Here is a 19,828-nt window from a genome sequence, read left to right as displayed (position 1 = left end):
AACTGGATGGAACTGCGCTGCTATCGTCCCTTTGTGGCACTCCTGTGTCAGGTGCTCGCGCTGATCCTGTGGAGTCCGCTCGCGGCGGCGGCCCCGAACCATATCGCTGCCGAGCTTGTCGCCGGTCCCGCCGCTGCTCCGGGCGGACAAACCACGATCGCCATCCGCATGGACCCGGAGAAGGGTTGGCACGGCTATTGGGTAAATCCGGGCGACGCGGGCCTGGGCATGCAGCTCGATTGGACCCTGCCCGAAGGCGCCAAAGCGGGTGAGCCGCGCTATCCGGTGCCGCAAACCCTGCTGGTGCAGGGACTGATGAATCACGTCTATGAAAGCGAGTACGCGATCCTCGTCCCATTCACTGTGCCCGCCGGCGCCGCGCCGGGCAGCCGACTGCCGGTGCAAGTGCGCGCGCAATGGCTGGCCTGCACTGACCAAATCTGCGTGCCGGAAAGGGCGGAGCTGGCCACCGAAGTTTCCGTGAGCACCGGACGTGCAGCGGAACAGGACGCGAAGGTCTCGCGGCAATTCGACAATTGGACCCGCCGCCTGCCCGCGCCCCTCGATAGGGCAGCCGCCATGGTGTTGACTGACGCGAACCTGCGTCTCGCGATCCCTCTTCCCGCCGCGGTTCCATTGGGTGCTCCACATGTCTTCATTCGTGAGGACAAAGTAGTCGACTATGCCGCATCGCAGGTCTTCGCGCGGCAGGGAGACGTCCTGCTGGTAACAATACCGCGCGCGCACTTTGCCGCGCGCGATGCCGACGCGCTGAGCGGCGTGCTCAAGCTGGATGAGGCAGGCAACGGCATCGCCTTCACCGCTCGTTCCGGACAGGTGCCCTCAGGCGGCAATCCCATCGGCGGTGCGCCGCGTCTTCCCGCCCTGCCGTGGCTGCTGCTGGCCGCGCTGGCCGGCGGTCTTCTGCTTAACGTGATGCCCTGCGTCTTCCCGATCCTCAGCCTCAAGGCACTAAGCCTTGCCCGCGCCGGCGAAAGCCAAGCACATGCGCGGATCGAGGGACTGGCTTACACGGCGGGCGTAGTCGTGGCCTGCCTGGCATTGGGTGCGATGTTGCTGGTACTTCGCGCCGGCGGCGAGCAGGTCGGCTGGGCGTTTCAACTGCAGGAACCGCTGGTCGTCGTCGCGTTGTTTCTCCTGGCGGCGGTCATCACGGCGAACCTGCTGGGCCTGTTCGAGTTCGCGGTGCCCGGTTTTGCCGCCACCGGGTCATCGCGAAGCTATACTCAGGGCGCCTTCGCCACCGGATTGCTCGCGGCTTTCGTGGCGACGCCTTGCACCGGGCCGTTCATGGCGTCAGCCATGGGCGCTGCATTGCTGCTGCCTATGGTCCCGGCATTGGCGCTGTTCGCCGCGCTCGGACTCGGTATCGCCCTGCCTTTCCTGGCGGTGGCCTTCGTTCCGGCACTGAGGATGCGACTGCCAAGGCCCGGCGCATGGATGGCGAGGTTCCGCCGCTGGATGGCCCTGCCGATGGGGCTGACGGCTCTGGCGCTGGCCTGGCTGGTGTGGAAAGTCGGCGGGCAAACCTTTGTCGCGCTGGCCCTGCTGACCCTGGCAATGGTGCTAGCGGCCCTGGGTTGGGCCGGCCGAAAACAGCGCCGAGCGAAGGCCGCACGCGTCCCTGCCCTGGCCGCCGCGCTGGCGGCGCTGGTCGGCACGGCTCTCCTTCCCCGACCCGCCCCGCCTGCGGCCCACATCGAATCGGTGCTTGATACCAGGAGTTTCAGTGAAAAAGCGCTGGCCAAGGCGCGGCGCAGCGGCAATCCCGTGTTCGTTTACATGACGGCGGACTGGTGCCTGACCTGCAAGGTGAACGAGGAAGTCGCCATTGAGCGCGGGGAGACGAAGGCCGCCTTCGAAAAGGCCGGGGTAATCGTCCTGCGCGGTGATTGGACGCGGCGCGATCCCGAGATCACCCGTTACCTTACCGCGCACGGTGCAGCCGGGGTGCCGCTATACGTGTGGTACGCGCCGGGCCGCGGGGCAGAGCTGTTGCCGCAAGTCCTCAGCTCTGCGCTGCTGGCTCAGAAGGCCGGCCGCTGATCGGGGACATTACCAATACCGGGAGCATGGCGGGGATCATAGATACGCGGCAACGAACCTTCTGGTGTGGTGGAGACAGGCCGCATGATCCTCGAACGCTCATTCATCGACGCACCGTTATCATCGGAGCGCAGCGAAACGGCGCCGCCCGAATGGCTGGTGATGACCGCCCCCACGGAATTGCCGGACAATGGCGATCGTCGACCGGCCCTTGGCCTGGGCATCGCGCTGGTGTTCTCAGTCCTCGTCTGGGGCGGGCTGGCCGCCCTGCTCTCTCAAGTCATCTAGAGCGCTTCTCAGAGAATGTCCGCCACGCCCTCCAGGCTTTCGCGCAGTTTGGCGAGTGCCTGGGCCTTCAGCTGATGCACGCGCGGGATCGAGACTTGAAGGACCTGCGCGATCTCAGCCAGGTTCAACTCCTCCACGAAATAGAGCTGCACCACCAACCGGAGGCGCTCGGGAAGATCGGCGATCGCCTCGATCACTGAACCGCGCAGTTCCTCATCGGCCAGCAACGAGAAGCTGTCAGGCGTTTCGTCAGCGAAAGCCGCGTCCTGATCGGAATAGATCTCGTCGATGGAATCAAAACGCAGCGGCTGGCTGGTGTCACGCAGATACGCCAGGTCAGGTCCCGCGATTCCCATGGCGGCGGCAAGTTCGTGCGGCAGCGGATCGCGCCCCAGCTCCCCGCGAAGCGCCGTTTCCTTCTCCGCAAGAAGGCGACGCCGCTCAGTCGCTCCTCGCGACATCGGCACGTTGCGGCGAATAAGATCGACCATGGCGCCGCGCACGCGCATTTTCGCATAGGCCGCGAACCCGTCCTCGGTGGGCCCCGAGTGCTTCTGCGCGCATTCGGTAAGTGCGACGAGCCCGGCCTGGACCAGGTCCTCCAGCTCTATACCGGGGCGTCCCGTGCCGTGAACATGCCAGGCCAGGCGGCGAACCATCGGCAGGAAACGCCGCACCCGGTCGGCGATGTCGCCGCGGTACGCCCCGGCGATGCGGTTCGGTCGGACTGCGGCAGGCAGATAAGTGGGAACCGGGGTGACGGACGGCGTGGTATAGGCCCTTTGGTCTTGCTTCATGCGGCCATGCTCTCAGCTGGGTCTTGATGGGAATCGGGGTGAGGAAGGCTCGGCGGCTGGTGTGCCGGAGCCGGAGCGCCAACGACGTCGATCACTTCGATCGGCTGCGTGGCGGGTAGTTCGGCAATCGATATGACGAGACACGATGGCGCCCGCAGCCGCAACAAGGCGGCCAGGGTGCGACGTGCGCGCGGCTGGACCACAAGCGTGAGCGGTATCGCGCCCGGCCCGCGTGCTTCCGCCAGCATCGAAATGCGCTCGCCGATCATGCGCGCCAGATCCGGTTCGATCACCGGCTGCCCCGTGACCGGGTCATGCATTCCCTGGACGATCGCCGCTTCCAACCCGGCGTCCAGCGTAATCACCGGCAGGCGCTCATGCGGCGGGCAGATGCGTCCGACGATAAGGGCGCCCAGATCAGCGCGGACCAGCTCGATCATGCGATCGTGGTCCGTGGTCTGCTGCACCGCGCGCGATAGGCTGGCGAGGATCGGCAGCGGATGGGAAATCGGGATGTGATCCTCGAGCAGCGCGCGCAGCAGGCGGGTGAGCGCCGCGAGCGAGAGCGGTTGCGGATGGATCGTCTCCACCAGACCGGCGGCATGTTCCTTGAGCGAATCCAGCAGGTCCTTGACCTGATCCGGCCCAAGCAGGTCCTGCGGCCGCTCGACCAGCAACTGGTTGAGGTGCGTCGCAACCACCGTACCCGGATCGACCGTCAGAAACCCTTCCGCCGTGGCATGGTCGCGCGCGGCCGGCTCGATCCAGAGCGCCGGACAACCGAAGCTCGGGTCGCGCGTGGGCTCGCCGCGCAGCGCATGGGCCTCACGCACTTCGCCCGTATCGATCGCCAGCACCTTGTCGGCGCGGATCGTCGCGCCCCCAAGGTTCACCCCGCCCAGGGTGATGCGGTAATCGAAGGGCGACATATCAAGCGCGTCGCGCACGCGGAATTGGGGGACGATGAAGCCGAAAGCCTGGCTCAGTTGCTTGCGCACGCCGGTAACACGGACAACCAGCGGTGCGCCCCGCCGTTCGTCGACCAGCTGCACGAGGCCATAACCCAGCTCTATGGTGACGAGGGTATGATCCGACACGTCCTCCAGCTCGATCTTCGAGGGATCGACTTCCGGCGGCGGAGCCGCCACCGGCACGGCGGCGCGAGCCGCCCGTTTGCGCAGCGTGTGCCACAGCCATAGCGCGAGGCCGGCGGCGGGCAGGAAAATCGTCTGCGGCATGGCCGGGATCATGCCGATCGCGCCGAGCACCACGGCCACCGGCAGCCAGGTGCCGGGCGAGGCGAACTGGCCACCGATCTGGCCGGCAAGGCCGCGCGTGTCGGAAACGCGGGTCACGATGACGGCGGCGGCGATCGAGAGCAGCAGCGATGGGACCTGCGCCACCAGCGCATCGCCGATCGCCAGGGTGATGTAGGTCTGCGCCGCTTCGCCCGCGGACAGGCCGTGGCTAATCATGCCAAGGCAGAAGCCGGCGATGATGTTCACGCCCAGGATCAGCAAGGCGGCAATGGCGTCGCCCTTCACGAACTTGGAGGAACCATCCATCGATCCGTAGAAGTCCGCCTCGGTCGCCACTTCCAGGCGGCGAGCCTTGGCTTCGGCGGCGGTGAGCAGGCCGGCTGCAAGGTCGGCGTCGATCGCCATCTGCTTGCCGGGCAGAGCGTCAAGGGTGAAGCGCGCCGAAACTTCCGAAACGCGGCCCGCGCCCTTGGTGACGACCACCAGGTTGATAATCATCAGGATCATGAAGACGAAGATGCCGACGGCGAAATTGCCGCCGATCAGGAACTCACCGAAGGATTCGATCACCCGACCCGCGGCGGACTCGCCCTCATGCCCATGAACCAGCACGACGCGGGTGGACGCGACGTTGAGTGCAAGCCGCAGCAGCGTGGCAAAGAGCAGGACGGAGGGGAAGGAGGAGAAGTCCAGCGGCTTTTCCGCATTCATCGCCGCCATCAGGATCGCCAGGGAAAGGGCGATATTCATGACAAACGAGATATCGAGCACGAAGGCCGGCACCGGTACGATCATCAGCACGATCAACACCAGAATGCCCGCCGGCAGCGCCATCGCGCCGGGGTCGTTTATGCGCTTGAGCAAGTTCACAGGTTGAACCTCGCCAGCTTGGCATAAGCATCACGTACATGCGCAGGCGTAGCGCCCGGCGCCCCGCCGAATGCGCTTTGCAGCGTTTCGGCCATGGATCGAGCTGGAATTCCCGGCGCATCAGGCGCTGAGAAACCGGCGTGAAACTCGCGAGCGATCGGCCCCATCGGCGGTTGCCACCCTTGGGCGGCGCTATCGGCCGCGGGCATCCCGGAGGGACTGGCGGCGCTGGCCCAGGAAGCGGCATCGGCGCTTTCCATTGCGCCGGACACTTTGCCGCGCATCAGCTCCATCACCTCGCCCACGCTGCGCTGCGCGCCGCCGGCGTAGAATATCCCGCGGTTGGCCATCGCCGCCTTGGGCAGGATCGCCGCCGCACTTTGCGAGGGGTCCGTGGCGAGCGCGGAGAGGAATTGCGCAGCCCCGGCCATGCCCAGAAAGTGCGCCAGGTAAAGCTCCGCCGGATCAGGCGCACGCCCAAGCTGCGCTGTTAGCTCCGCCTTGTTGTCGCTGGCCAGTTCGGCCGCCATCATCGCCGAGACATCGGGATTGTAACGCAGGCCCATGACTTGCGCGCGCATCCCCGGATCGGCCAGCTGCCCGCCGTGGATCACATCGTTGACCCAGGCCATCCCGTGTTCCGCACCGTGGCGCCCCAGCGTTTGAAGCCAGGTGCCCTGCGTGAACTGATAGAGGCCCGCAGCGCTGGAGGTGGGCGCGCGGGCGGACGGATCGAGGCTGGATTCCAGCTTGGCCTGCGCGAGCAGGTACTGGAAATCCACGCCGGTGGCCTGGGACGCCCGGGCGATCGCGGCGCGCGCCTGCGTCCCGCTGGACGCGGCGGCAGCGCCGATTCCCTCAAAGACTGGTCCTTCGCTCAACGTCAGCTCCCGGCACGGAATGTTACCGGGAACTGTTTAAGCAAGGGGTGTGCCAAATCCTCCGAAGATCAGGCGCGACTGCCGGTAAGAGCGTATGTGCCCCCGGGGCGATAAAGCTGCGGCGCCCCCGTCAGCGCATCCAGCCTACGCGAGACATTGGCCGCGATGATGTTGCGAACCTGGCGGTTTACCTCGTTCAGACGGCGCGCGGTCTCCAGCATGGCCCGGCATTCCTCGTCAAGTTCCACCACATCTCCGGCATCAAGGGTGCCGCACAGCCGGTTCTTATCATGAGTGGCGCCGACGATCCCGTCCAGGTCCAGCCCGGCAAGGGCCTGCCGTTCCTCTTCGAGCACGGCAAGCATCTGCCGCAGGGTATCGCGAAGGTGGGCGTTGCTCATTGCTTCGGGCTCCTCAGCAGCACGCCGGCCGCAATCATGGCATCCGCGATCTTGGCGGGGACGACGGGATATTTGCCGGTCTCGACAGCCTTGCGGATCATCTCGACGCGGTCGGTGTCGATCGGAGCCGCCCCCGGATCGAGCGCGTCAGAGGTTTCCACGGCCGCGCCGACGGCGAGGCCGGACGCGCTCTTCTTGCTGCTTGCCGCAACACTGTTCGCGCCCGGCAGCGCTTCACCGCCCGCCGCGCGGGCCAGCCTTGCATCGATCGCTGTTGCAGCGCGTGCAGGCCCCACTTCGATAGGTGGCATAATGCCGCTCCTTGAAAGTTCCTGCACTCAGAACGGAGCGATATCGGGATTTTTAAGCGGGCGGCAAAAATCTGCCAGCGACCGGCAAAAAACGCAAGAAACCTGCCGGTCAGGGCAAGGGCAGAGTGACCAGTCCGGGTCGTTCTATCCTGGCGCGCATGGGCTCTCCGCCCGCGCTTCCGCCTGAAACCGGCCGTACGCGAATCCACGCGCCGACCGGCCCTGCCTCCATCGCTTCTCCGGGTTGCGAAACTGTAAATCCATCGCCGGAAACAGCAATCGAGACCGCATCACCGCGATTGACGGCGTTGGCGGCAGGGGCCGCCGGCACAGGGGCTGCGCGACGAACCGGCACGAAAAGACGCCACCCGTTGGCATCCGCGCATTGGACAATGACGCTTTCCTGCAACGCCGTGCGCCAGGACAGTTCCACACCGTTCAGGCACGGCCGCAGCCGCAGGCGACGGTCCACCGGAGTAAGCGCGCCGCCGATCTCCCCAACGCCGGCCCCGGTGAAAGCCGCGACTTGGCGGTCGATCGAATCGAGATCGGCAAAAGCGCCGGAAACCGTCGCCGCGGCAACGAGGGCTAGACTGAGGCTCATGGCATGCGTTCCGTAAGTTGAACTCAAGCCCAGCTAACGCAAGTCTTGTGCCACCTTGTCTCCGCCCGGAACGTCATAAGCAAGAACCGCGCGCGCGGGACCCCCGCCGGGCTCCACCACCAGACGCGCCGCTCGGCCGTGCGCCCCGGCTTCGGTCAATAGGCGTGCCGCAGCGGCAAGCGCTCTGGCCTGGCTGCCGGGAGCGGCGCCATAGCGCACGGTTATCGTCAGTTGCTGGCGAGAATCGGCGAACTGCTGGCCCAGCCATTGCGCCAACGGCGGCGCGCCCGGCTCGGCGACATAGACCGAGAGGGGCTCACTCTGCGGCGAAGGCGCCGCCGAAACCGCCGCCGGTGAGGGAGACGCCGCAAATGATGAGCTGGGTTTCGCCGCCTTGGCCGGATGGCGGCTGACCGCGGCGGCAGTAATCAGAAACAGGACCAGGGAGAGATCGGCAAGCGAAGTCTGCCAGTTCTGCCTGCTGCGGGCGCTCATCGCGCCTGCCCCACCAGAGTCGGCCGTCGCCGTACGGCAGGCGCGGGCGCTGCGGGCAGTCCTTCCGTAACTTGACTCTCAAGCCATTCGAGCACGCGTTGACGCGCCTGCTCTTCATGCACCGCGCGACGCGCCACCGCGCGGCTGAGCGGCGCGAAGACCATGTTTCCGAGGAGCAATCCATAAAGCGTGGTCAACACCGCCATCGATATGGCTGCAGTGAAATCCCCATCCTGGCGCACCGGCAATTGCGTCAGTGAAATCAGCGTGCCGGCAAGGCCGAACACCGGGGAAAGGTCTGCCGCCTGGTTCAGCGTCATCACCGCCCGAACGCTCAGCCGACTGCGGCGGCGCTTGTGCTCCTTGTGCGCGGCACGCAGCGCCGAAACGGAGCGGGTGCCGATCAAGGCGTCGCTCGCCTCGTCAAACTCGGCGTCGCCAAAGCGGCGTGGCTCCGCGCGGATCACCCCGTCACGCTGGATTTCCCGAACTTGAACCGCCAGCTCAGCACGCACGCGCGCGGCGTCGAAGTGCGTCCGGCGCAGGTCCGCGACCGCCTTCAAGGTGGCTGCGACATCGCCCGTTCCGCAGCGCAGGATGGTGGCGAGGCACGTGCCGACCACCACGATCAAGGCGCTGGTAGCGTCCAACAGACTTTCGGGCTGCATGAATACTGGTCTCCTTGACCACTCAGAACGGCAACGGCGGGCTTCGTTTCATTGCCGGGGCGGCCATTTGCCGCATTTCCGGCAAACTCTTGCCGTTCCCGCCCTGCCGCTCTGTCGCAATCTCGATAAAAACAGAGAAACTTGGGGCCTCGCGCAAATTGGCACGATGTTTGCGGAACCATGCGGACAGGCAATTGCAGGACGCAAAGTGAAATGCCCGACCTGTTTGGGATCAATGGCAAGGCTCTGGAACTGCGCTCGCAGCGGATGGGCTTGCTTGCCTCGAACATCGCCAACGCCGGCACCCCCGGCTACAAGGCGAAGGACATCGATTTCAACGCCGCCCTCAAGGCGGCCGAGAAAGGAACCGACGTTTCCTCCGCTGCTGACCGCGCGACGCTTTACCGCGTGCCGGTGATGCCTTCACTCGATGGCAACACGGTGGAACTCCAGAACGAGCAGCTCGCCTTTTCCGAGAACGCGGTGGGCTATGCCGCCACCCTCCAATTCATCAGCGCGCGCGTGAACAGCGTGACTCGCGCGCTCAAGGGAGAGTGACAATGCCCGGTGGCATGAATCTGTTCGATCTCGCCCAGCGCGGCATGTCTGCCCAACTCGTGCGGATGAACGCGGCCGCATCGAACCTGGCGAACGCCGGGACCGTCTCGGGAAGCGAAGCGACTGCCTACAAGCCGATCCGCGCCGTCTTCGCCGAGGATCTCGATCAAGCGACCGGCCTTGCCAGTGTGAAGGTGGCCGGAGTCGTGCGCGAACAGGCAGCGGCGGTGCGCCAACACAACCCGGATCACCCGCTGGCCGATGCCAACGGCGATGTCTGGACCGCTCCCGTCGATGAGAACGCGGAGATGGTCGAAATGCTCGAAGCCTCGCGCCAGTACCAGAACATGGTCGAGGCCCTGTCCACCGCCAAGCAGCTTATGCTCGATACGATGAGGATGAAATGACTGTCACTTCCATAAACTCGACAAGTCCGACGGCGGGCGCCTCGACGGGGCCTAAGACCTCGCTCTCGTCTCTCGATTCGGGTGATTTCCTCAAGCTGATGCTTGCGCAGATGCAGCAGCAGGACCCGACCAACCCGGTCGACCAGAAGGAAATGCTGGCGCAGATGGCGCAGTTCTCGCAGCTGTCCAGCAGCACCAAGATGTCTGACACGCTGACGACAATCTCGTCCAAGCTCGACACTCTCGTCTCAAGCCAGAACGCCACGCAGCAGGCGATTTCGACCCTGGCCGCCAGCATCGCCGCGTCCAACGCCGGCGGCGCCCAGCCCGCAGCCTGATCCCTTTCGCAGGAGCAACGCCATGTCCTTCTATACGTCTCTCAGCGGCCTGAAGAACGCTCAGACCGACCTCAACGTCATCTCCAACAACATCGCCAATGCCGAGACCAGCGGCTTCAAGAAAAGCGACACTTCGTTCGCCGATATCGTCGCCAGTTCTGCGCTGGCCGATTCATCGCACACTGTGGGCATCGGCTCGCGCGTGGCCACGATCACGCAGAACTTTTCGCTGGGCGCGATCAACCAGACCGGCGGCGCGCTGGACATCACCATCAACGGCGACGGCTTCTTCACTGTCAAATCGCCGCTTTCGGGCGAGACGCAATATACCCGCAACGGCGCGCTGACGATCGACGGCAGTAGCTATATCGTGAATGCCCAGGGCGCGCGTCTGCAGGCGTTCCCGACCGACCCCGTCACCGGCGCAATCACCAGCACCAGCACTCTTCAGGACGTGCAGATCCCGGCTGCAAGCCCCAATCCGAAAGATCCGGCCAATCCCGGATCGTACGCGGGCGTGACCATCGGCAAGAACGGCCAGATCATCGCCACTTATTCCGATGGTTCGAATGCGACACTGGGCGTTGTGGCCGTCGCCTCGTTCCTTGCGCCCACCGGCCTTCGGCAACTGGGCGACTCCACTTGGGCGGCGAGTGGCAACTCGGGCGCCGCAACTTACGCGCAGCCCGGCTCGGGCACCACGGCAAGCCTCCTTTCGGGCTCGCTGGAAGGCTCCAACGTGGATATCGCGGAGGAACTGGTTTCGCTGATTACCGCGCAGCGCAATTTCCAGGCCAATGCCAAGGCCATCGACACCGCCACGCAGATCTCGCAGGCCATCATGAACCTGCGGAGCTGACGCGGATCGCTGGGAGGCTGATCGATGGACCGCCTGATCTATACCGCCGTTTCAGGGATGAACGCCTCGCTCAACAGGGAGCGGGTGATCGCCAGCAACATGGCCAATGCCCAGACCGTCGGCTTCAAGTCGGAAATCCTGCAGGCGACGCCGATGACGCTGGAGGGCCCGCAACTGGAAGTGCGGTCCATGTCCAGCACCGAAGTCAGCGGCGCCTCCATGAAGGAAGGCGCAATCAACCGGACCGGCAACGCGCTCGACATCGCCATGCGCGGCGATGCCATGCTGGCCGTGCAGGCCCCCGATGGCCAGGAAAGCTATACCCGCCGCGGCGATCTTTCGGTAACGGTGACGGGCGTGCTGCAAAACGGCGAAGGTTTGCCGGTGATCGGCGGCAATGGACCGATCACGGTGCCGCCGGGCGCGAACGTCACAATCGCCCCTGACGGCGGCGTGCTGGTGACCGATCCGGCGACGCCGGGCCAACCGCCGCAGCGTGTCGACCGGCTCAAGCTGGTCAGCACGACCGGCACGAAGATCACCAAGGACATCGCCGGCCAGTTCCGCGTGCCTGGCGCCAATGGGGCCGGCGGCGGGATCCTGCCCATCGATGAGAACGCGCAGGTCATCCCCGGCGCGCTCGAACAGTCCAATGTCAATCCGTCCGAAGTGCTGGTCGAGATGATCTCGTCCCAGCGCCTTTTCGACATGCGCACCAAGCTTGTCCAGACCGCCGGTCAGCTAGACGAAGCCGGCACGCGCCTGATGCGCATTGATAGCTGAGGAAGAACAACACCATGCCCAGTTCCGCTCTCCAGGTCGCCCGCACAGGACTAGAGGCTCAGGACACGCGCATGCGCGTGATCGCCAACAACCTCGCCAACGTCTCGACCACCGCCTTCAAGCGCGACCGCGCCAATTTTGCGACGCTGGCCTACCAGGACGCCCGCGTCGCCGGCGCGCAGTCTTCGAACGAGACGGCCTATGCGACCGGGCTCAATCTGGGCACCGGCGTCGGCGTGCAATCCACCACGCGGATGGAGACGCAGGGCTCGCTGGCCTCCACCGGCAATTCGCTTGACCTGGCGCTGGACGGCAGCGGCTATTTCCAGGTCAATCTGCCAGGCGGACAGCTGGCCTATACGCGGGCCGGCAACTTCACGCGCTCGGCCGAAGGACAGCTGGTCACGGCGCAAGGCTATATTGTGCAACCGCCGATCAGCATTCCCGAAGGCGCCACATCGATCACCGTTTCGGCGGACGGCAACGTTTCGGCCCAGCTTGCGGGCCAGAGCAATCCCTCTCAGATCGGCCAGATCACTATCGCCAGCTTCACTAACCCGGCCGCGCTCCAGGCATCCTCTGACAACTTCATGCTGGAAACCGCCGCGAGCGGACCTGCGCAAATAGGCGTAGCCGGACAGGAAGGGCGCGGAAACATCCGCCAGGGCATGCTGGAAGGATCGAACGTCAACATCGTCGAGGAATTGGTCGACATGATCGACACGCAGCGCGCTTACGAGATCAACTCAAAGATGATCTCCGCCGTCGACGAGATGCTGAAGAACGCGAACCAGACGCTATGACCGGGATGACGCACGCTCCTGCCGCCAAGCGGGCTGGCCTGACGCTGGCCGTTGGCCTGGCCGTCATGGCCGCACCGGCTTTCGCGAAGAAGCCGACAGCGTCCGGATTCGAGCCGACGTTGCCGATGGAACAGGTCGTGCCGGCCCAGGCCGCTACCGGCGGTATCTTCAATGTCTCTGCAGGCTATGCTCCGCTTTACACCGGCACGCGCGCGGCGCGTATAGGCGATCCGGTTACGATCCTGTTGGTGGAAAACACCACCGCCGCCAAGTCCGTCAGTTCGAAAAACCAGAAGGGCGGCGACGCCTCGATCACTCCGCCCACGGCCGGGCTACTGTCCTTCCTGAAACCCAACGCGCTTAAAGGCAGCTCCACCTCGTCGTTCAATGGCGGAGGAAACGCGGCGCAGACGAGTTCGCTCAGCTCCACGCTTTCCGTCACCATCGCCGAGGTTCGCGCGAACGGCACCGCGCTTGTCAGAGGGGAAAAGAAGATGCTGGTCAGCCAGGGAGACGAATGGGTCCGGTTTTCCGGCATCATTCGCCTGTCCGACATCGACCAGGAGAACCAGATCTCCTCCACTCGCGTCGCCGATGCCCGCATAGAGTACACGGGCAAGGGCGCGCTGCAGCAGTCTAGCAAGCAGGGCTGGCTCGGCCGGTTCTTCAACCTGATCTCGCCCTTCTAATGGTGTCCGCGATGCGATTTTCGATCCTCCAAGCGACCGCGCGCCTTCTCCTCTCCCGCTTGCGGGAGGGGCAGCTGTGGGCAAGCTTGCTTTGCGCGCTGGTGCTGGTCGCGCCGGGGAGCGCATCCGCAGAGCGGGTGCGCGATCTGGGCCAGTTCCAGGGCGTGCGATCGAACCAGCTTACCGGATATGGGATCGTGGTGGGCCTGCCGGGCACCGGCGATGATAACCTGGAATACCTGACGCAAGCGATGAAGGGTGTCTCGGGCCGCATGGGCCTGACTCTGCCGCCGGGCGTCGCGCCGGGCCTCAAGAATGCCGCCGCGGTCATGGTCACCGCCGATCTTCCGGCCTTCGCCAAGCCGGGCCAGCGCATTGACGTGACCGTTTCCACCATCGGCAAGGCCAAGTCGCTGCGCGGCGGGGCGCTGATAATGACCCCGCTTTACGGTGCGGACGGCCAGATCTACGCGATGGCGCAAGGCAATCTTGCGGTCGGCGGTCTCGACGCCGGCGGCAAGGACGGATCGAAAGTCACCATCAACATCCCCACCGTGGGCCGTATCGCCGACGGTGCCAGCGTCGAGCGCGCGGTCGCCACCGGCTTTGACAGCTCCGACGTGCTGCGCTGGAATCTTTTCGACGCCGATTTCCTGACTGCCGCCCGCGTGCGGGACGCCATCAACACGCGCCTGCCGGGCACTGCAACGGTGGAGGACGGGGTCACTCTCGCGCTGCGCCTGCCGCTCGATCCCAACACCCGCTCCAGCGTGATGGCGGCGATCGAGATGGTCGAGGTGAGCCCGGCCGAGACCCCGGCCCGCGTCATCGTCAACAGCCGCACCGGAACAGTCGTCATCAACTCCGCTGTGCGCCTCTCTCCCGCCGCCATCAGCCACGGCAAGCTGACCGTGCGGATCGATGAGAATCCCACGGTCGTCCAGCCGGCGCCCTTCAGCAGGGGGCGCACCGCAGTGCAGGAAAAGTCCAATATCACCACGGACGAAGAGAAGCATTCCGTGGCGCTGTTCAAGGGCGGCGCCTCGCTTTCCAAGGTGGTCGACGCGCTCAACATGCTGGGCGTCACCCCATCAGACCTCGTGGCGATCCTGGAGGCACTGAAGCAAGCCGGCGCGCTCAGGGCGGAAATGGTGGTGATATGAGCACGATCCTCCCTTCCCTTCCCGGTATGTCGACGGCGGCGGGCGCGTCCGACCGGCAAAAGCTCTCCGCCGTCGCCAAGCAGTTCGAAGCCGTGTTCATGCGCCAGATGCTGGCCGCCGCCCGCAAGACCAACTTCGGCGACGACCTGTTCGGCAGCCAGGCGATGGCCACGTTCGACCAGATGCAGGACGAACACTTCGCTGACGTCACCGCGCAATCGGGAACTCTGGGCTTCGCTACGATCATAGAAGCGCAGATGGCGCGCTTCGTGCAGCCCCAGCCCACTGCCGACGAGGCCCCTTCGACTGCTGGCAAAGGCACGGGAGCCTAAGCCATGGCCGCCGACCTCCTCTCGATCGCCAGGTCCGGGGCGAATGTCGCCAAGCTGGCGCTGGACGTCACGTCGAACAATATCGCCAACGCTTCATCCCCCAGCTACATCCGCCGCAGCGTTCAGGTTTCCGAAGTCGTCGCCAATTCGAGTACCTCCGCCCCCACTGCCGTCAACCTGGCGGGCGCGCAAGTAACGGGCGTGATCCGCAATGCCGATGCATTCCGCCAGTCCGAAGTGCGCCGCACCGGCGCCGACGCAGCGCGCGCCGATGCCGAAGTCCAGGGACTGGAGAACGTTGAGGCGGCCGTCGAGCAGACAGGTGTGTACGACTCGGTCGTCAACTTCGAAGCGGGCTTGCAGAAGCTCGTCGCTGACCCGACGGATGGGTCCCTGCGTGCGTCCGTGATCGAACAGGGCCGCACCATGGCCCAGACTTTCAACACTGCCGCCTCCAGCCTGGACGCGGCGGGGACGGGCCTGCGCTTCGACGCGCAGGACGGCGTCGACAACGTCAACCGCATTACCGGCGAACTTGCGCGGGTGAACTTGCGCCTTTCGCGCGCATCGGACGCATCGAGCGACCAGACCGCTCTGCTCGACCAGCGCGATCAACTGCTCCAGGACCTGAGCGGCTACGCCGGAATTTCAACCAGCTTCGACGCGAGCGGCGTGGTGACCGTGACGCTCGGCGGGTCCGGCGGCCCTTCGCTCGTTACCGGCGGGACCTCCGGAACGCTGGCCATGACCACGGCCGCGGATGGCACCATTTCGTTTACTCTGGACGGCACCGCGGCGACCGTGTCCTCGGGCTCGATCGCCGGCAAGAGCCTGGCGCTCACGCAGCTTGCATCGACGCGCGGCAAGCTGGACGCGGTGGCCGCGAGCATCATCAATGTGGTCAACTCCGCGCAAGCGAATGGCGTCGATCTCAATGGCAACACCGGCACCCCACTCTTCTCCGGCACCGGCGCGGCCGACATCGCAATGATCGCGACCGGCGGCAGCGCAATTGCGGCGGCCGCCACCGGCAGCGGCGCCAACAGCCGCGACGCCTCCAACCTTTCGGCCATGCGCAATGCTTTCAGCTCCGCCGACCCCGCCGGCGCCACAGACGCGATGCTGTTCGACGTCTCCAGCGCCGTTGCCGGCCGCACGGTCACTCGTGACGCGCTGGAAGCGATCGCCAGTTCAGCCAAGGTCGCGCTTCAGGCGCAGGCCGGGGTCGACATGGACCAGGAAGCCGTCAATCTCGTGCGCTACCAGCAGGCGTTCCAGGCCAACGGCCGGGTGATGCAGGTGGCTTCCGACATCTTCAACTCCATCCTCTCTATAAAGTAGCACAGCCATGGCGACCATCGCGACCAGCACCAGCGCTTTCTACGAACGAAGCCGCGCCGATATGAAGGACCTGCGTTCGCAGTCCGAAGCGCTGCAGATGCAGCTCAGCAGCGGCAAGAAGCTGACACGCTCGTCGGACGATCCGGTCGCCGCATCCAGGCTGCGCGCGCTGTCGCGGCTTGATGCGCTATCCACGGTCGATACCTCCAACGCCGATCGCGCCAACTCGGACCTGTCGCTGGCGGATGCGGCGATGTCCAACATGGCCAGCGCGATCACGCGGGCCAAGGAACTGGCGACGCAAGCCGCAAGCTCAACGATCACGGACCAACAGCGCGGGGCGATCGCCACCGAGCTGGACCAGATCAACAGCAACCTGCTTGCGCTGGCCAATGCCCGCGACTCCAACGGCCACGCGCTGTTCGGGGGGGAAAGCGCGGGCGATGCCTACAAGCTCGATGCGTCCGGGAACGCCGTCTACATCGGCACGGGTTCCACCGATGCGCTGCCGATCGGCGAAGGTCAGAGCGTCACCCGCTCGATGACCGGGCCGGAGTTTCTCAACTTCCAGGACGCAAGCGGCAACCCGACTGACATCATGGCGACGATCAAGACGCTTTCCGACGCGCTCAAAACCGGAACAAATCCGACCGGAGCGGCCAGCGGCGCCCTGACGACGCTGCAGACCGGGTTGGACACGCTGACCACGGGGCAGACGGTGGTGGGCACGCGGCTGGCCTGGATCGACGTGACCAACACGCGGCGCGTCTCTCAATCCGAACTGCGCACAAACGAGGAATCGAATCTCGGCGCGACGGACATCGCTTCCACCGTGGCGCAGCTACAACAGACGATGACCGTGCTTGAGGCCAGCCAGGCCAGCTTTTCCAAGCTCGCCAACCTCAGCCTCTTCAACAATTTGAACTGACGCCAGTGCCCCGGCCTCGCCAGGGCCGGCTTTTTTCTTCGACGGGGGTAATTAACCATGTTCGCAATCATCGGCCTCGTCATCCTGCTGGTGATGGTGTTCGGCGGCTTCGCTTTTACGGGCGGCGCGCTGGGACCGGTGCTGGAAGCGATCCCGCATGAGCTCATCATCATCGGCGGCGCTGCCGTGGGCGCGATCGTGATCGGCAACTCGATGCACGAGATCAAGGCCCTGGGCAGCGGCTTCGGCAAAGTCTTCAAAGGTCCCAAGCACAATAAGCAGGATCATGTCGACGCGATCATCCTGACCACGCGTCTGATGAAGATCCTGCGTTCGGAAGGCCCGGTCGCGCTCGAAAGCCACGTCAATGATCCCAAGACCTCCTCGCTCTTCGCGGAGTTCCCCCGCTTGCTCGCGAACGAGGCGCTGGTTCACCTGATCTGCGACACGCTGACCCTGATCGTGGTGTCTTCCGGTACGCTGGAAGTCCATGCGGTGGAGGATGTGATGGACAATGCGATGAAAACGCATTTCCATGAATTGCACGAACCGCAGCACGCCTTGCAGAACCTGGCGGACGCGCTGCCGGCGCTGGGCATCGTCGCGGCGGTGCTGGGCGTGGTGAAGACCATGGGCTCGATCGACAAGCCGCCCTCGATCCTGGGCGCGATGATCGGTTCGGCGCTGGTCGGCACTTTCATGGGCGTGCTTCTGGCTTACGGCATCGTCGCGCCGATGGCCGGGCGGCTCAAGCAGGTGAACGAGCAGGACGAGCAGATCTTCCACGCCGTAAAGCAAGTGATTATCGCCAGCCTGCACGGATGGCCTCAACCGCTGGTGGTCGAATCCGCCCGCTCCGGCCTGGGTCACGCCTTCCGGCCTGGCCTGTCCGAGCTGCTTGACGCGATGAGGGGCCGCTGACGTGGCCGCGAAACGGGGCAAGAACGAGCCGCCCAAGCCGATCATCGTCAAGAAGATCACCGTTGTTGCAGGCGGCCATCACGGCGGCGCGTGGAAGGTCGCTTACGCGGACTTCGTGACCGCTATGATGGCCTTCTTCCTCCTCCTGTGGATTCTCGGCGCTACCACCGAAAAGCAGCGCAAGGGCATTGCCGACTACTTCACGCCAACCTTGGTGAAGAACAAGGACGCCTCTGCGGGTTCGGCGGCGGGCCTGCTGGGCGGATCATCGATCACCGATGTCGACAAGTACCCCCATCGCGGCGGGCAAACCGGATCGAAATCGCTGACTATCCCGCGCGACGCCACCGGAGGCCCGCTGGAGGGCGGTTCCAAGATCAAGCGTTCGGCGCATGCCAAGCAGGAATTGCAGCAGAAGCTCCAGTCGTCCGAGCGGCTGCGCAAGCTGGCCAAGCAGGTCCGGCTTGTCGACACCACTGAAGGAGTGCGCATCGATCTGGTCGATGATGCGAATTTCTCGATGTTCCGCCTTGGCACCACGGTGCTCACGCCCGAGGCCGCCGAGCTGATCCATGCGATCACCGCCGCTGTCGGCCCCAGCCAGGGACTGCTCACGATCCGCGGTCACACCGATGCCCTTCCCTACAAGCAAGGCATTTACGGCAACAACTGGTCGCTTTCGGCCGGCCGCGCGGAAGCCACGCGCCAGGCGCTGATGCGCGACGGCATCGGCGAGGACCGCTTCAAGCGGATCGAAGGCGTGGCTGACAAGGAGCTGCTGATACCCGCCGATCCGCACGATCCGCGCAACCGCCGCATATCGATCACCGTGCTCGATTAGAACGACTGCCCGAGAGGCGGACGCGGGCCTGTCCTGCCGACCTGAAAGGGACGCCACAAAGCCCGTCCGAATCATCATTCCCGCGCCTCCCCAGGTCGCGGGAATGATGATTCGCGCGCATCGACAGCGACTTCCTCGCGTACTCAAAGAGGATCCCCTCATTCCCTTTCGGTGGGCCGGGATATCAGCCGGGCGCGCAGCAATCTCGACCGGTCACAAGGTATCGATCCGGCGGAAACGGCTCCGGCCAAGATCGCGTTTGCGGAGTGATCGTGAGCTTGCGAGAAGAGGCAGCGCCGCGGCTTGCGGGGAACGCCCCTTTCGATCGCGCAGATTGCCTGGCGTCAAGGAAGAGGACATCGACCTGTCAATCAAGCAGGACATGCTTACCATCCGCGCTGAGAAACGCCTTGAGACGGAGGGCGAAAACGATACCCGGCATGTCAAGGAACGCATGTACGGGACCTTGCAGCGTTCGCTCTGGCTGCAGCAGCCGATCGATCCCGAGCAGGTCCGCGCGCATTTCGATCGCGGCGTGCTGACGGTCATCATTCCCCACGAAGGGGAGCAGCACCGCCACCATCGCATCGCCATCGATCGCGGCGCTCCACCCAGCACTCAATCCCCTGCATGGAAGGACGCCGAAACCCAGCATTGACGAACGCAAAAAGGACCCGGCGGTCTGGGGAAACCCGCCGGGTCCGAAAACCTGCTTGGTTAGGGCAGGCTGGTTAAGCTGTGACTTATCAGCGCAGCAGCGACAGCACGTTCTGCTGGCTCTGGTTGGCCTGCGCGATCATCGCGGTGGAAGCCTGCGAGAGGATCTGCGCCTTGGCCATCGCCGTCGTTTCCGTCGAGTAATCGGCGTCCTGAATGCGCGACTGCGCGTCCGACAGGTTCGTCACGTTGTTGGTCAGGTTGTTGATCGCCGATTCAAGACGGTTCTGGCCGGCGCCCAGCGAAGCGCGAGTGGCGTTCACGTCCTTCAGCGCCAGATCGACGTTGCCGATCGTGGTAGCGGCGGCCCCGGCGGTGGAGACGTCCAGCGCAGTGGTGGTGATGTTGGCGCCGTCAATTGCGGTCGAGGTCAGCGTGACCTTCTCGCCCGAGTTGGCGCCGGTCTGGATGTCGAACGTGACGTTGGTGCCCGAGGTGGTCGAGAACAGCTGGTTGCCGTTGAACTTGGTCTGCGTCAGCACGTCGCTGACCTGCTGCGTGAGCGCG

The 19,828-nt window shown here is 65.0% G+C and carries 25 protein-coding genes; 16 read left to right on the top strand and 9 right to left on the bottom strand.

Features of this window, described 5'->3' with window-relative positions:
- Nucleotides 1-6: 6 nt before the first annotated feature.
- Together V7D69_RS05950 and V7D69_RS05945 are read left to right on the top strand one after the other, a co-directional pair.
- Nucleotides 7-2,067 (top strand): protein-disulfide reductase DsbD family protein, encoded by a 2,061-nt coding sequence (locus V7D69_RS05950; protein WP_442947044.1) that lies wholly within the window; start codon nucleotides 7-9, stop codon nucleotides 2,065-2,067.
- Nucleotides 2,068-2,151: 84 nt separating this feature from the next.
- On the top strand, nucleotides 2,152-2,355 hold the full coding sequence (locus tag V7D69_RS05945; RefSeq protein WP_324062156.1) for a hypothetical protein: 204 nt from the start codon (nucleotides 2,152-2,154) through the stop codon (nucleotides 2,353-2,355).
- A gap of 8 nt (nucleotides 2,356-2,363) precedes the next feature.
- On the opposite strand, the gene V7D69_RS05940 is transcribed toward V7D69_RS05945, so the two are convergent.
- The 8 genes from V7D69_RS05940 to V7D69_RS05905 all read right to left on the bottom strand — a co-directional run bounded on the left by V7D69_RS05940 (nucleotide 2,364) and on the right by V7D69_RS05905 (nucleotide 8,641).
- A complete protein-coding gene (locus tag V7D69_RS05940) occupies nucleotides 2,364-3,152 on the bottom strand; it encodes a sigma-70 family RNA polymerase sigma factor (RefSeq protein ID WP_324062158.1) in 789 nt (262 codons plus the stop codon).
- Complete coding sequence (locus V7D69_RS05935; protein WP_442947043.1) at nucleotides 3,149-5,245, bottom strand: flagellar biosynthesis protein FlhA; 2,097 nt, start codon at nucleotides 5,243-5,245, stop codon at nucleotides 3,149-3,151. The genes V7D69_RS05940 and V7D69_RS05935 overlap by 4 nt, the downstream gene beginning before the upstream one ends.
- 32 nt (nucleotides 5,246-5,277) lie before the next feature.
- Nucleotides 5,278-6,162 carry a lytic transglycosylase domain-containing protein gene (locus V7D69_RS05930; protein WP_333605333.1) on the bottom strand — a complete coding sequence of 295 codons (885 nt, stop codon included), beginning with the start codon at nucleotides 6,160-6,162 and terminating at the stop codon, nucleotides 5,278-5,280.
- A gap of 68 nt (nucleotides 6,163-6,230) precedes the next feature.
- Nucleotides 6,231-6,563 carry a flagellar protein FlgN gene (locus tag V7D69_RS05925; RefSeq protein ID WP_333605332.1) on the bottom strand — a complete coding sequence of 111 codons (333 nt, stop codon included), beginning with the start codon at nucleotides 6,561-6,563 and terminating at the stop codon, nucleotides 6,231-6,233.
- Nucleotides 6,560-6,874: a flagellar biosynthesis anti-sigma factor FlgM gene (locus V7D69_RS05920; protein ID WP_324062164.1), complete on the bottom strand. Its 315-nt coding sequence runs from the start codon at nucleotides 6,872-6,874 to the stop codon at nucleotides 6,560-6,562. The genes V7D69_RS05925 and V7D69_RS05920 overlap by 4 nt, the downstream gene beginning before the upstream one ends.
- Nucleotides 6,875-6,983: 109 nt before the next feature.
- Nucleotides 6,984-7,478, bottom strand: coding sequence for a flagella basal body P-ring formation protein FlgA (locus V7D69_RS05915; RefSeq protein ID WP_324062166.1), 495 nt, complete (start codon nucleotides 7,476-7,478; stop codon nucleotides 6,984-6,986).
- A 33-nt stretch (nucleotides 7,479-7,511) separates the two neighbouring features.
- Complete coding sequence (locus V7D69_RS05910; RefSeq protein WP_324062168.1) at nucleotides 7,512-7,973, bottom strand: hypothetical protein; 462 nt, start codon at nucleotides 7,971-7,973, stop codon at nucleotides 7,512-7,514.
- A complete protein-coding gene (locus tag V7D69_RS05905) occupies nucleotides 7,970-8,641 on the bottom strand; it encodes a MotA/TolQ/ExbB proton channel family protein (protein ID WP_324062169.1) in 672 nt (223 codons plus the stop codon). The genes V7D69_RS05910 and V7D69_RS05905 overlap by 4 nt, the downstream gene beginning before the upstream one ends.
- Before the next feature lie 213 nt (nucleotides 8,642-8,854).
- On the opposite strand from V7D69_RS05905, the gene flgB reads away from it, so the two are divergent.
- The 14 genes from flgB (at nucleotide 8,855) to V7D69_RS05835 (ending at nucleotide 19,262) form a co-directional block, all read left to right on the top strand.
- Nucleotides 8,855-9,199 carry a flagellar basal body rod protein FlgB gene (gene flgB / locus V7D69_RS05900; RefSeq protein WP_324062171.1) on the top strand — a complete coding sequence of 115 codons (345 nt, stop codon included), beginning with the start codon at nucleotides 8,855-8,857 and terminating at the stop codon, nucleotides 9,197-9,199.
- Nucleotides 9,200-9,201: 2 nt separating this feature from the next.
- Nucleotides 9,202-9,606 carry a flagellar basal body rod protein FlgC gene (gene flgC / locus V7D69_RS05895; RefSeq protein WP_414690951.1) on the top strand — a complete coding sequence of 135 codons (405 nt, stop codon included), beginning with the start codon at nucleotides 9,202-9,204 and terminating at the stop codon, nucleotides 9,604-9,606.
- On the top strand, nucleotides 9,603-9,944 hold the full coding sequence (locus V7D69_RS05890; protein ID WP_324062173.1) for a flagellar hook assembly protein FlgD: 342 nt from the start codon (nucleotides 9,603-9,605) through the stop codon (nucleotides 9,942-9,944). Before flgC ends, V7D69_RS05890 begins: the two co-directional genes overlap by 4 nt.
- A gap of 22 nt (nucleotides 9,945-9,966) precedes the next feature.
- A complete protein-coding gene (locus V7D69_RS05885) occupies nucleotides 9,967-10,803 on the top strand; it encodes a flagellar hook-basal body complex protein (RefSeq protein ID WP_324062174.1) in 837 nt (278 codons plus the stop codon).
- Between the two features lie 24 nt (nucleotides 10,804-10,827).
- Complete coding sequence (locus tag V7D69_RS05880) at nucleotides 10,828-11,586, top strand: flagellar basal body rod protein FlgF (RefSeq protein WP_324062176.1); 759 nt, start codon at nucleotides 10,828-10,830, stop codon at nucleotides 11,584-11,586.
- Nucleotides 11,587-11,600: 14 nt separating this feature from the next.
- Nucleotides 11,601-12,389 carry a flagellar basal-body rod protein FlgG gene (gene flgG / locus V7D69_RS05875; protein ID WP_324062177.1) on the top strand — a complete coding sequence of 263 codons (789 nt, stop codon included), beginning with the start codon at nucleotides 11,601-11,603 and terminating at the stop codon, nucleotides 12,387-12,389.
- Nucleotides 12,386-13,078, top strand: coding sequence for a flagellar basal body L-ring protein FlgH (locus V7D69_RS05870; RefSeq protein ID WP_324062444.1), 693 nt, complete (start codon nucleotides 12,386-12,388; stop codon nucleotides 13,076-13,078). The genes flgG and V7D69_RS05870 overlap by 4 nt, the downstream gene beginning before the upstream one ends.
- A gap of 11 nt (nucleotides 13,079-13,089) precedes the next feature.
- Nucleotides 13,090-14,241, top strand: coding sequence for a flagellar basal body P-ring protein FlgI (locus V7D69_RS05865; protein ID WP_333605331.1), 1,152 nt, complete (start codon nucleotides 13,090-13,092; stop codon nucleotides 14,239-14,241).
- Entirely contained in the window at nucleotides 14,238-14,573 is a 336-nt protein-coding gene (locus V7D69_RS05860; protein ID WP_324062448.1) for a rod-binding protein, read from the top strand. Before V7D69_RS05865 ends, V7D69_RS05860 begins: the two co-directional genes overlap by 4 nt.
- Before the next feature lie 3 nt (nucleotides 14,574-14,576).
- On the top strand, nucleotides 14,577-15,914 hold the full coding sequence (gene flgK / locus V7D69_RS05855; RefSeq protein ID WP_324062450.1) for a flagellar hook-associated protein FlgK: 1,338 nt from the start codon (nucleotides 14,577-14,579) through the stop codon (nucleotides 15,912-15,914).
- A gap of 7 nt (nucleotides 15,915-15,921) precedes the next feature.
- Nucleotides 15,922-16,842 carry a flagellar hook-associated protein FlgL gene (gene flgL, locus V7D69_RS05850; RefSeq protein ID WP_324062452.1) on the top strand — a complete coding sequence of 307 codons (921 nt, stop codon included), beginning with the start codon at nucleotides 15,922-15,924 and terminating at the stop codon, nucleotides 16,840-16,842.
- Between the two features lie 57 nt (nucleotides 16,843-16,899).
- Nucleotides 16,900-17,763, top strand: a complete 864-nt coding sequence (gene motA, locus V7D69_RS05845; RefSeq protein WP_324062454.1) for a flagellar motor stator protein MotA — start codon at nucleotides 16,900-16,902, stop codon at nucleotides 17,761-17,763.
- 1 nt (nucleotide 17,764) lies between these two features.
- Nucleotides 17,765-18,604: a flagellar motor protein MotB gene (locus tag V7D69_RS05840; RefSeq protein ID WP_324062456.1), complete on the top strand. Its 840-nt coding sequence runs from the start codon at nucleotides 17,765-17,767 to the stop codon at nucleotides 18,602-18,604.
- A gap of 334 nt (nucleotides 18,605-18,938) precedes the next feature.
- Nucleotides 18,939-19,262, top strand: coding sequence for an Hsp20/alpha crystallin family protein (locus V7D69_RS05835; protein WP_324060847.1), 324 nt, complete (start codon nucleotides 18,939-18,941; stop codon nucleotides 19,260-19,262).
- Between the two features lie 88 nt (nucleotides 19,263-19,350).
- Here the strand turns inward: V7D69_RS05835 and V7D69_RS05830 are convergent.
- A partial coding sequence (locus V7D69_RS05830; protein ID WP_333605330.1) for a flagellin occupies nucleotides 19,351-19,828 on the bottom strand: 478 nt, incomplete at its 5' end.

It is taken from the genome of Novosphingobium sp., assembly GCF_036733805.1.
GTDB lineage: Bacteria > Pseudomonadota > Alphaproteobacteria > Sphingomonadales > Sphingomonadaceae > Novosphingobium.
Note: the sequence above shows the minus strand (reverse complement) of the source record. Positions and strands in the feature narration are given on the sequence as shown.

Bases quoted from the DNA above. Each gene is read 5' to 3' on its own strand.
- V7D69_RS05950 (WP_442947044.1), top strand. From the start codon at position 7: ATGGAACTGCGCTGCTATCGTCCCTTTGTGGCACTCCTGTGTCAGGTG.
- flgG (WP_324062177.1), top strand. From the start codon at position 11,601: ATGCCCAGTTCCGCTCTCCAGGTCGCCCGCACAGGACTAGAGGCTCAG.
- V7D69_RS05870 (WP_324062444.1), top strand. From the start codon at position 12,386: ATGACCGGGATGACGCACGCTCCTGCCGCCAAGCGGGCTGGCCTGACG.
- V7D69_RS05925 (WP_333605332.1), bottom strand. From the start codon at position 6,563: ATGAGCAACGCCCACCTTCGCGATACCCTGCGGCAGATGCTTGCCGTG.
- V7D69_RS05935 (WP_442947043.1), bottom strand. From the start codon at position 5,245: ATGGCGCTGCCGGCGGGCATTCTGGTGTTGATCGTGCTGATGATCGTA.
- V7D69_RS05920 (WP_324062164.1), bottom strand. From the start codon at position 6,874: ATGCCACCTATCGAAGTGGGGCCTGCACGCGCTGCAACAGCGATCGAT.
- V7D69_RS05915 (WP_324062166.1), bottom strand. From the start codon at position 7,478: ATGAGCCTCAGTCTAGCCCTCGTTGCCGCGGCGACGGTTTCCGGCGCT.
- flgK (WP_324062450.1), top strand. From the start codon at position 14,577: ATGGCCGCCGACCTCCTCTCGATCGCCAGGTCCGGGGCGAATGTCGCC.
- V7D69_RS05880 (WP_324062176.1), top strand. From the start codon at position 10,828: ATGGACCGCCTGATCTATACCGCCGTTTCAGGGATGAACGCCTCGCTC.
- V7D69_RS05910 (WP_324062168.1), bottom strand. From the start codon at position 7,973: ATGAGCGCCCGCAGCAGGCAGAACTGGCAGACTTCGCTTGCCGATCTC.
- V7D69_RS05905 (WP_324062169.1), bottom strand. From the start codon at position 8,641: ATGCAGCCCGAAAGTCTGTTGGACGCTACCAGCGCCTTGATCGTGGTG.
- V7D69_RS05885 (WP_324062174.1), top strand. From the start codon at position 9,967: ATGTCCTTCTATACGTCTCTCAGCGGCCTGAAGAACGCTCAGACCGAC.
- flgB (WP_324062171.1), top strand. From the start codon at position 8,855: ATGCCCGACCTGTTTGGGATCAATGGCAAGGCTCTGGAACTGCGCTCG.
- flgL (WP_324062452.1), top strand. From the start codon at position 15,922: ATGGCGACCATCGCGACCAGCACCAGCGCTTTCTACGAACGAAGCCGC.
- V7D69_RS05860 (WP_324062448.1), top strand. From the start codon at position 14,238: ATGAGCACGATCCTCCCTTCCCTTCCCGGTATGTCGACGGCGGCGGGC.
- V7D69_RS05945 (WP_324062156.1), top strand. From the start codon at position 2,152: ATGATCCTCGAACGCTCATTCATCGACGCACCGTTATCATCGGAGCGC.
- V7D69_RS05890 (WP_324062173.1), top strand. From the start codon at position 9,603: ATGACTGTCACTTCCATAAACTCGACAAGTCCGACGGCGGGCGCCTCG.
- V7D69_RS05865 (WP_333605331.1), top strand. From the start codon at position 13,090: ATGCGATTTTCGATCCTCCAAGCGACCGCGCGCCTTCTCCTCTCCCGC.
- motA (WP_324062454.1), top strand. From the start codon at position 16,900: ATGTTCGCAATCATCGGCCTCGTCATCCTGCTGGTGATGGTGTTCGGC.
- flgC (WP_414690951.1), top strand. From the start codon at position 9,202: ATGCCCGGTGGCATGAATCTGTTCGATCTCGCCCAGCGCGGCATGTCT.
- V7D69_RS05940 (WP_324062158.1), bottom strand. From the start codon at position 3,152: ATGAAGCAAGACCAAAGGGCCTATACCACGCCGTCCGTCACCCCGGTT.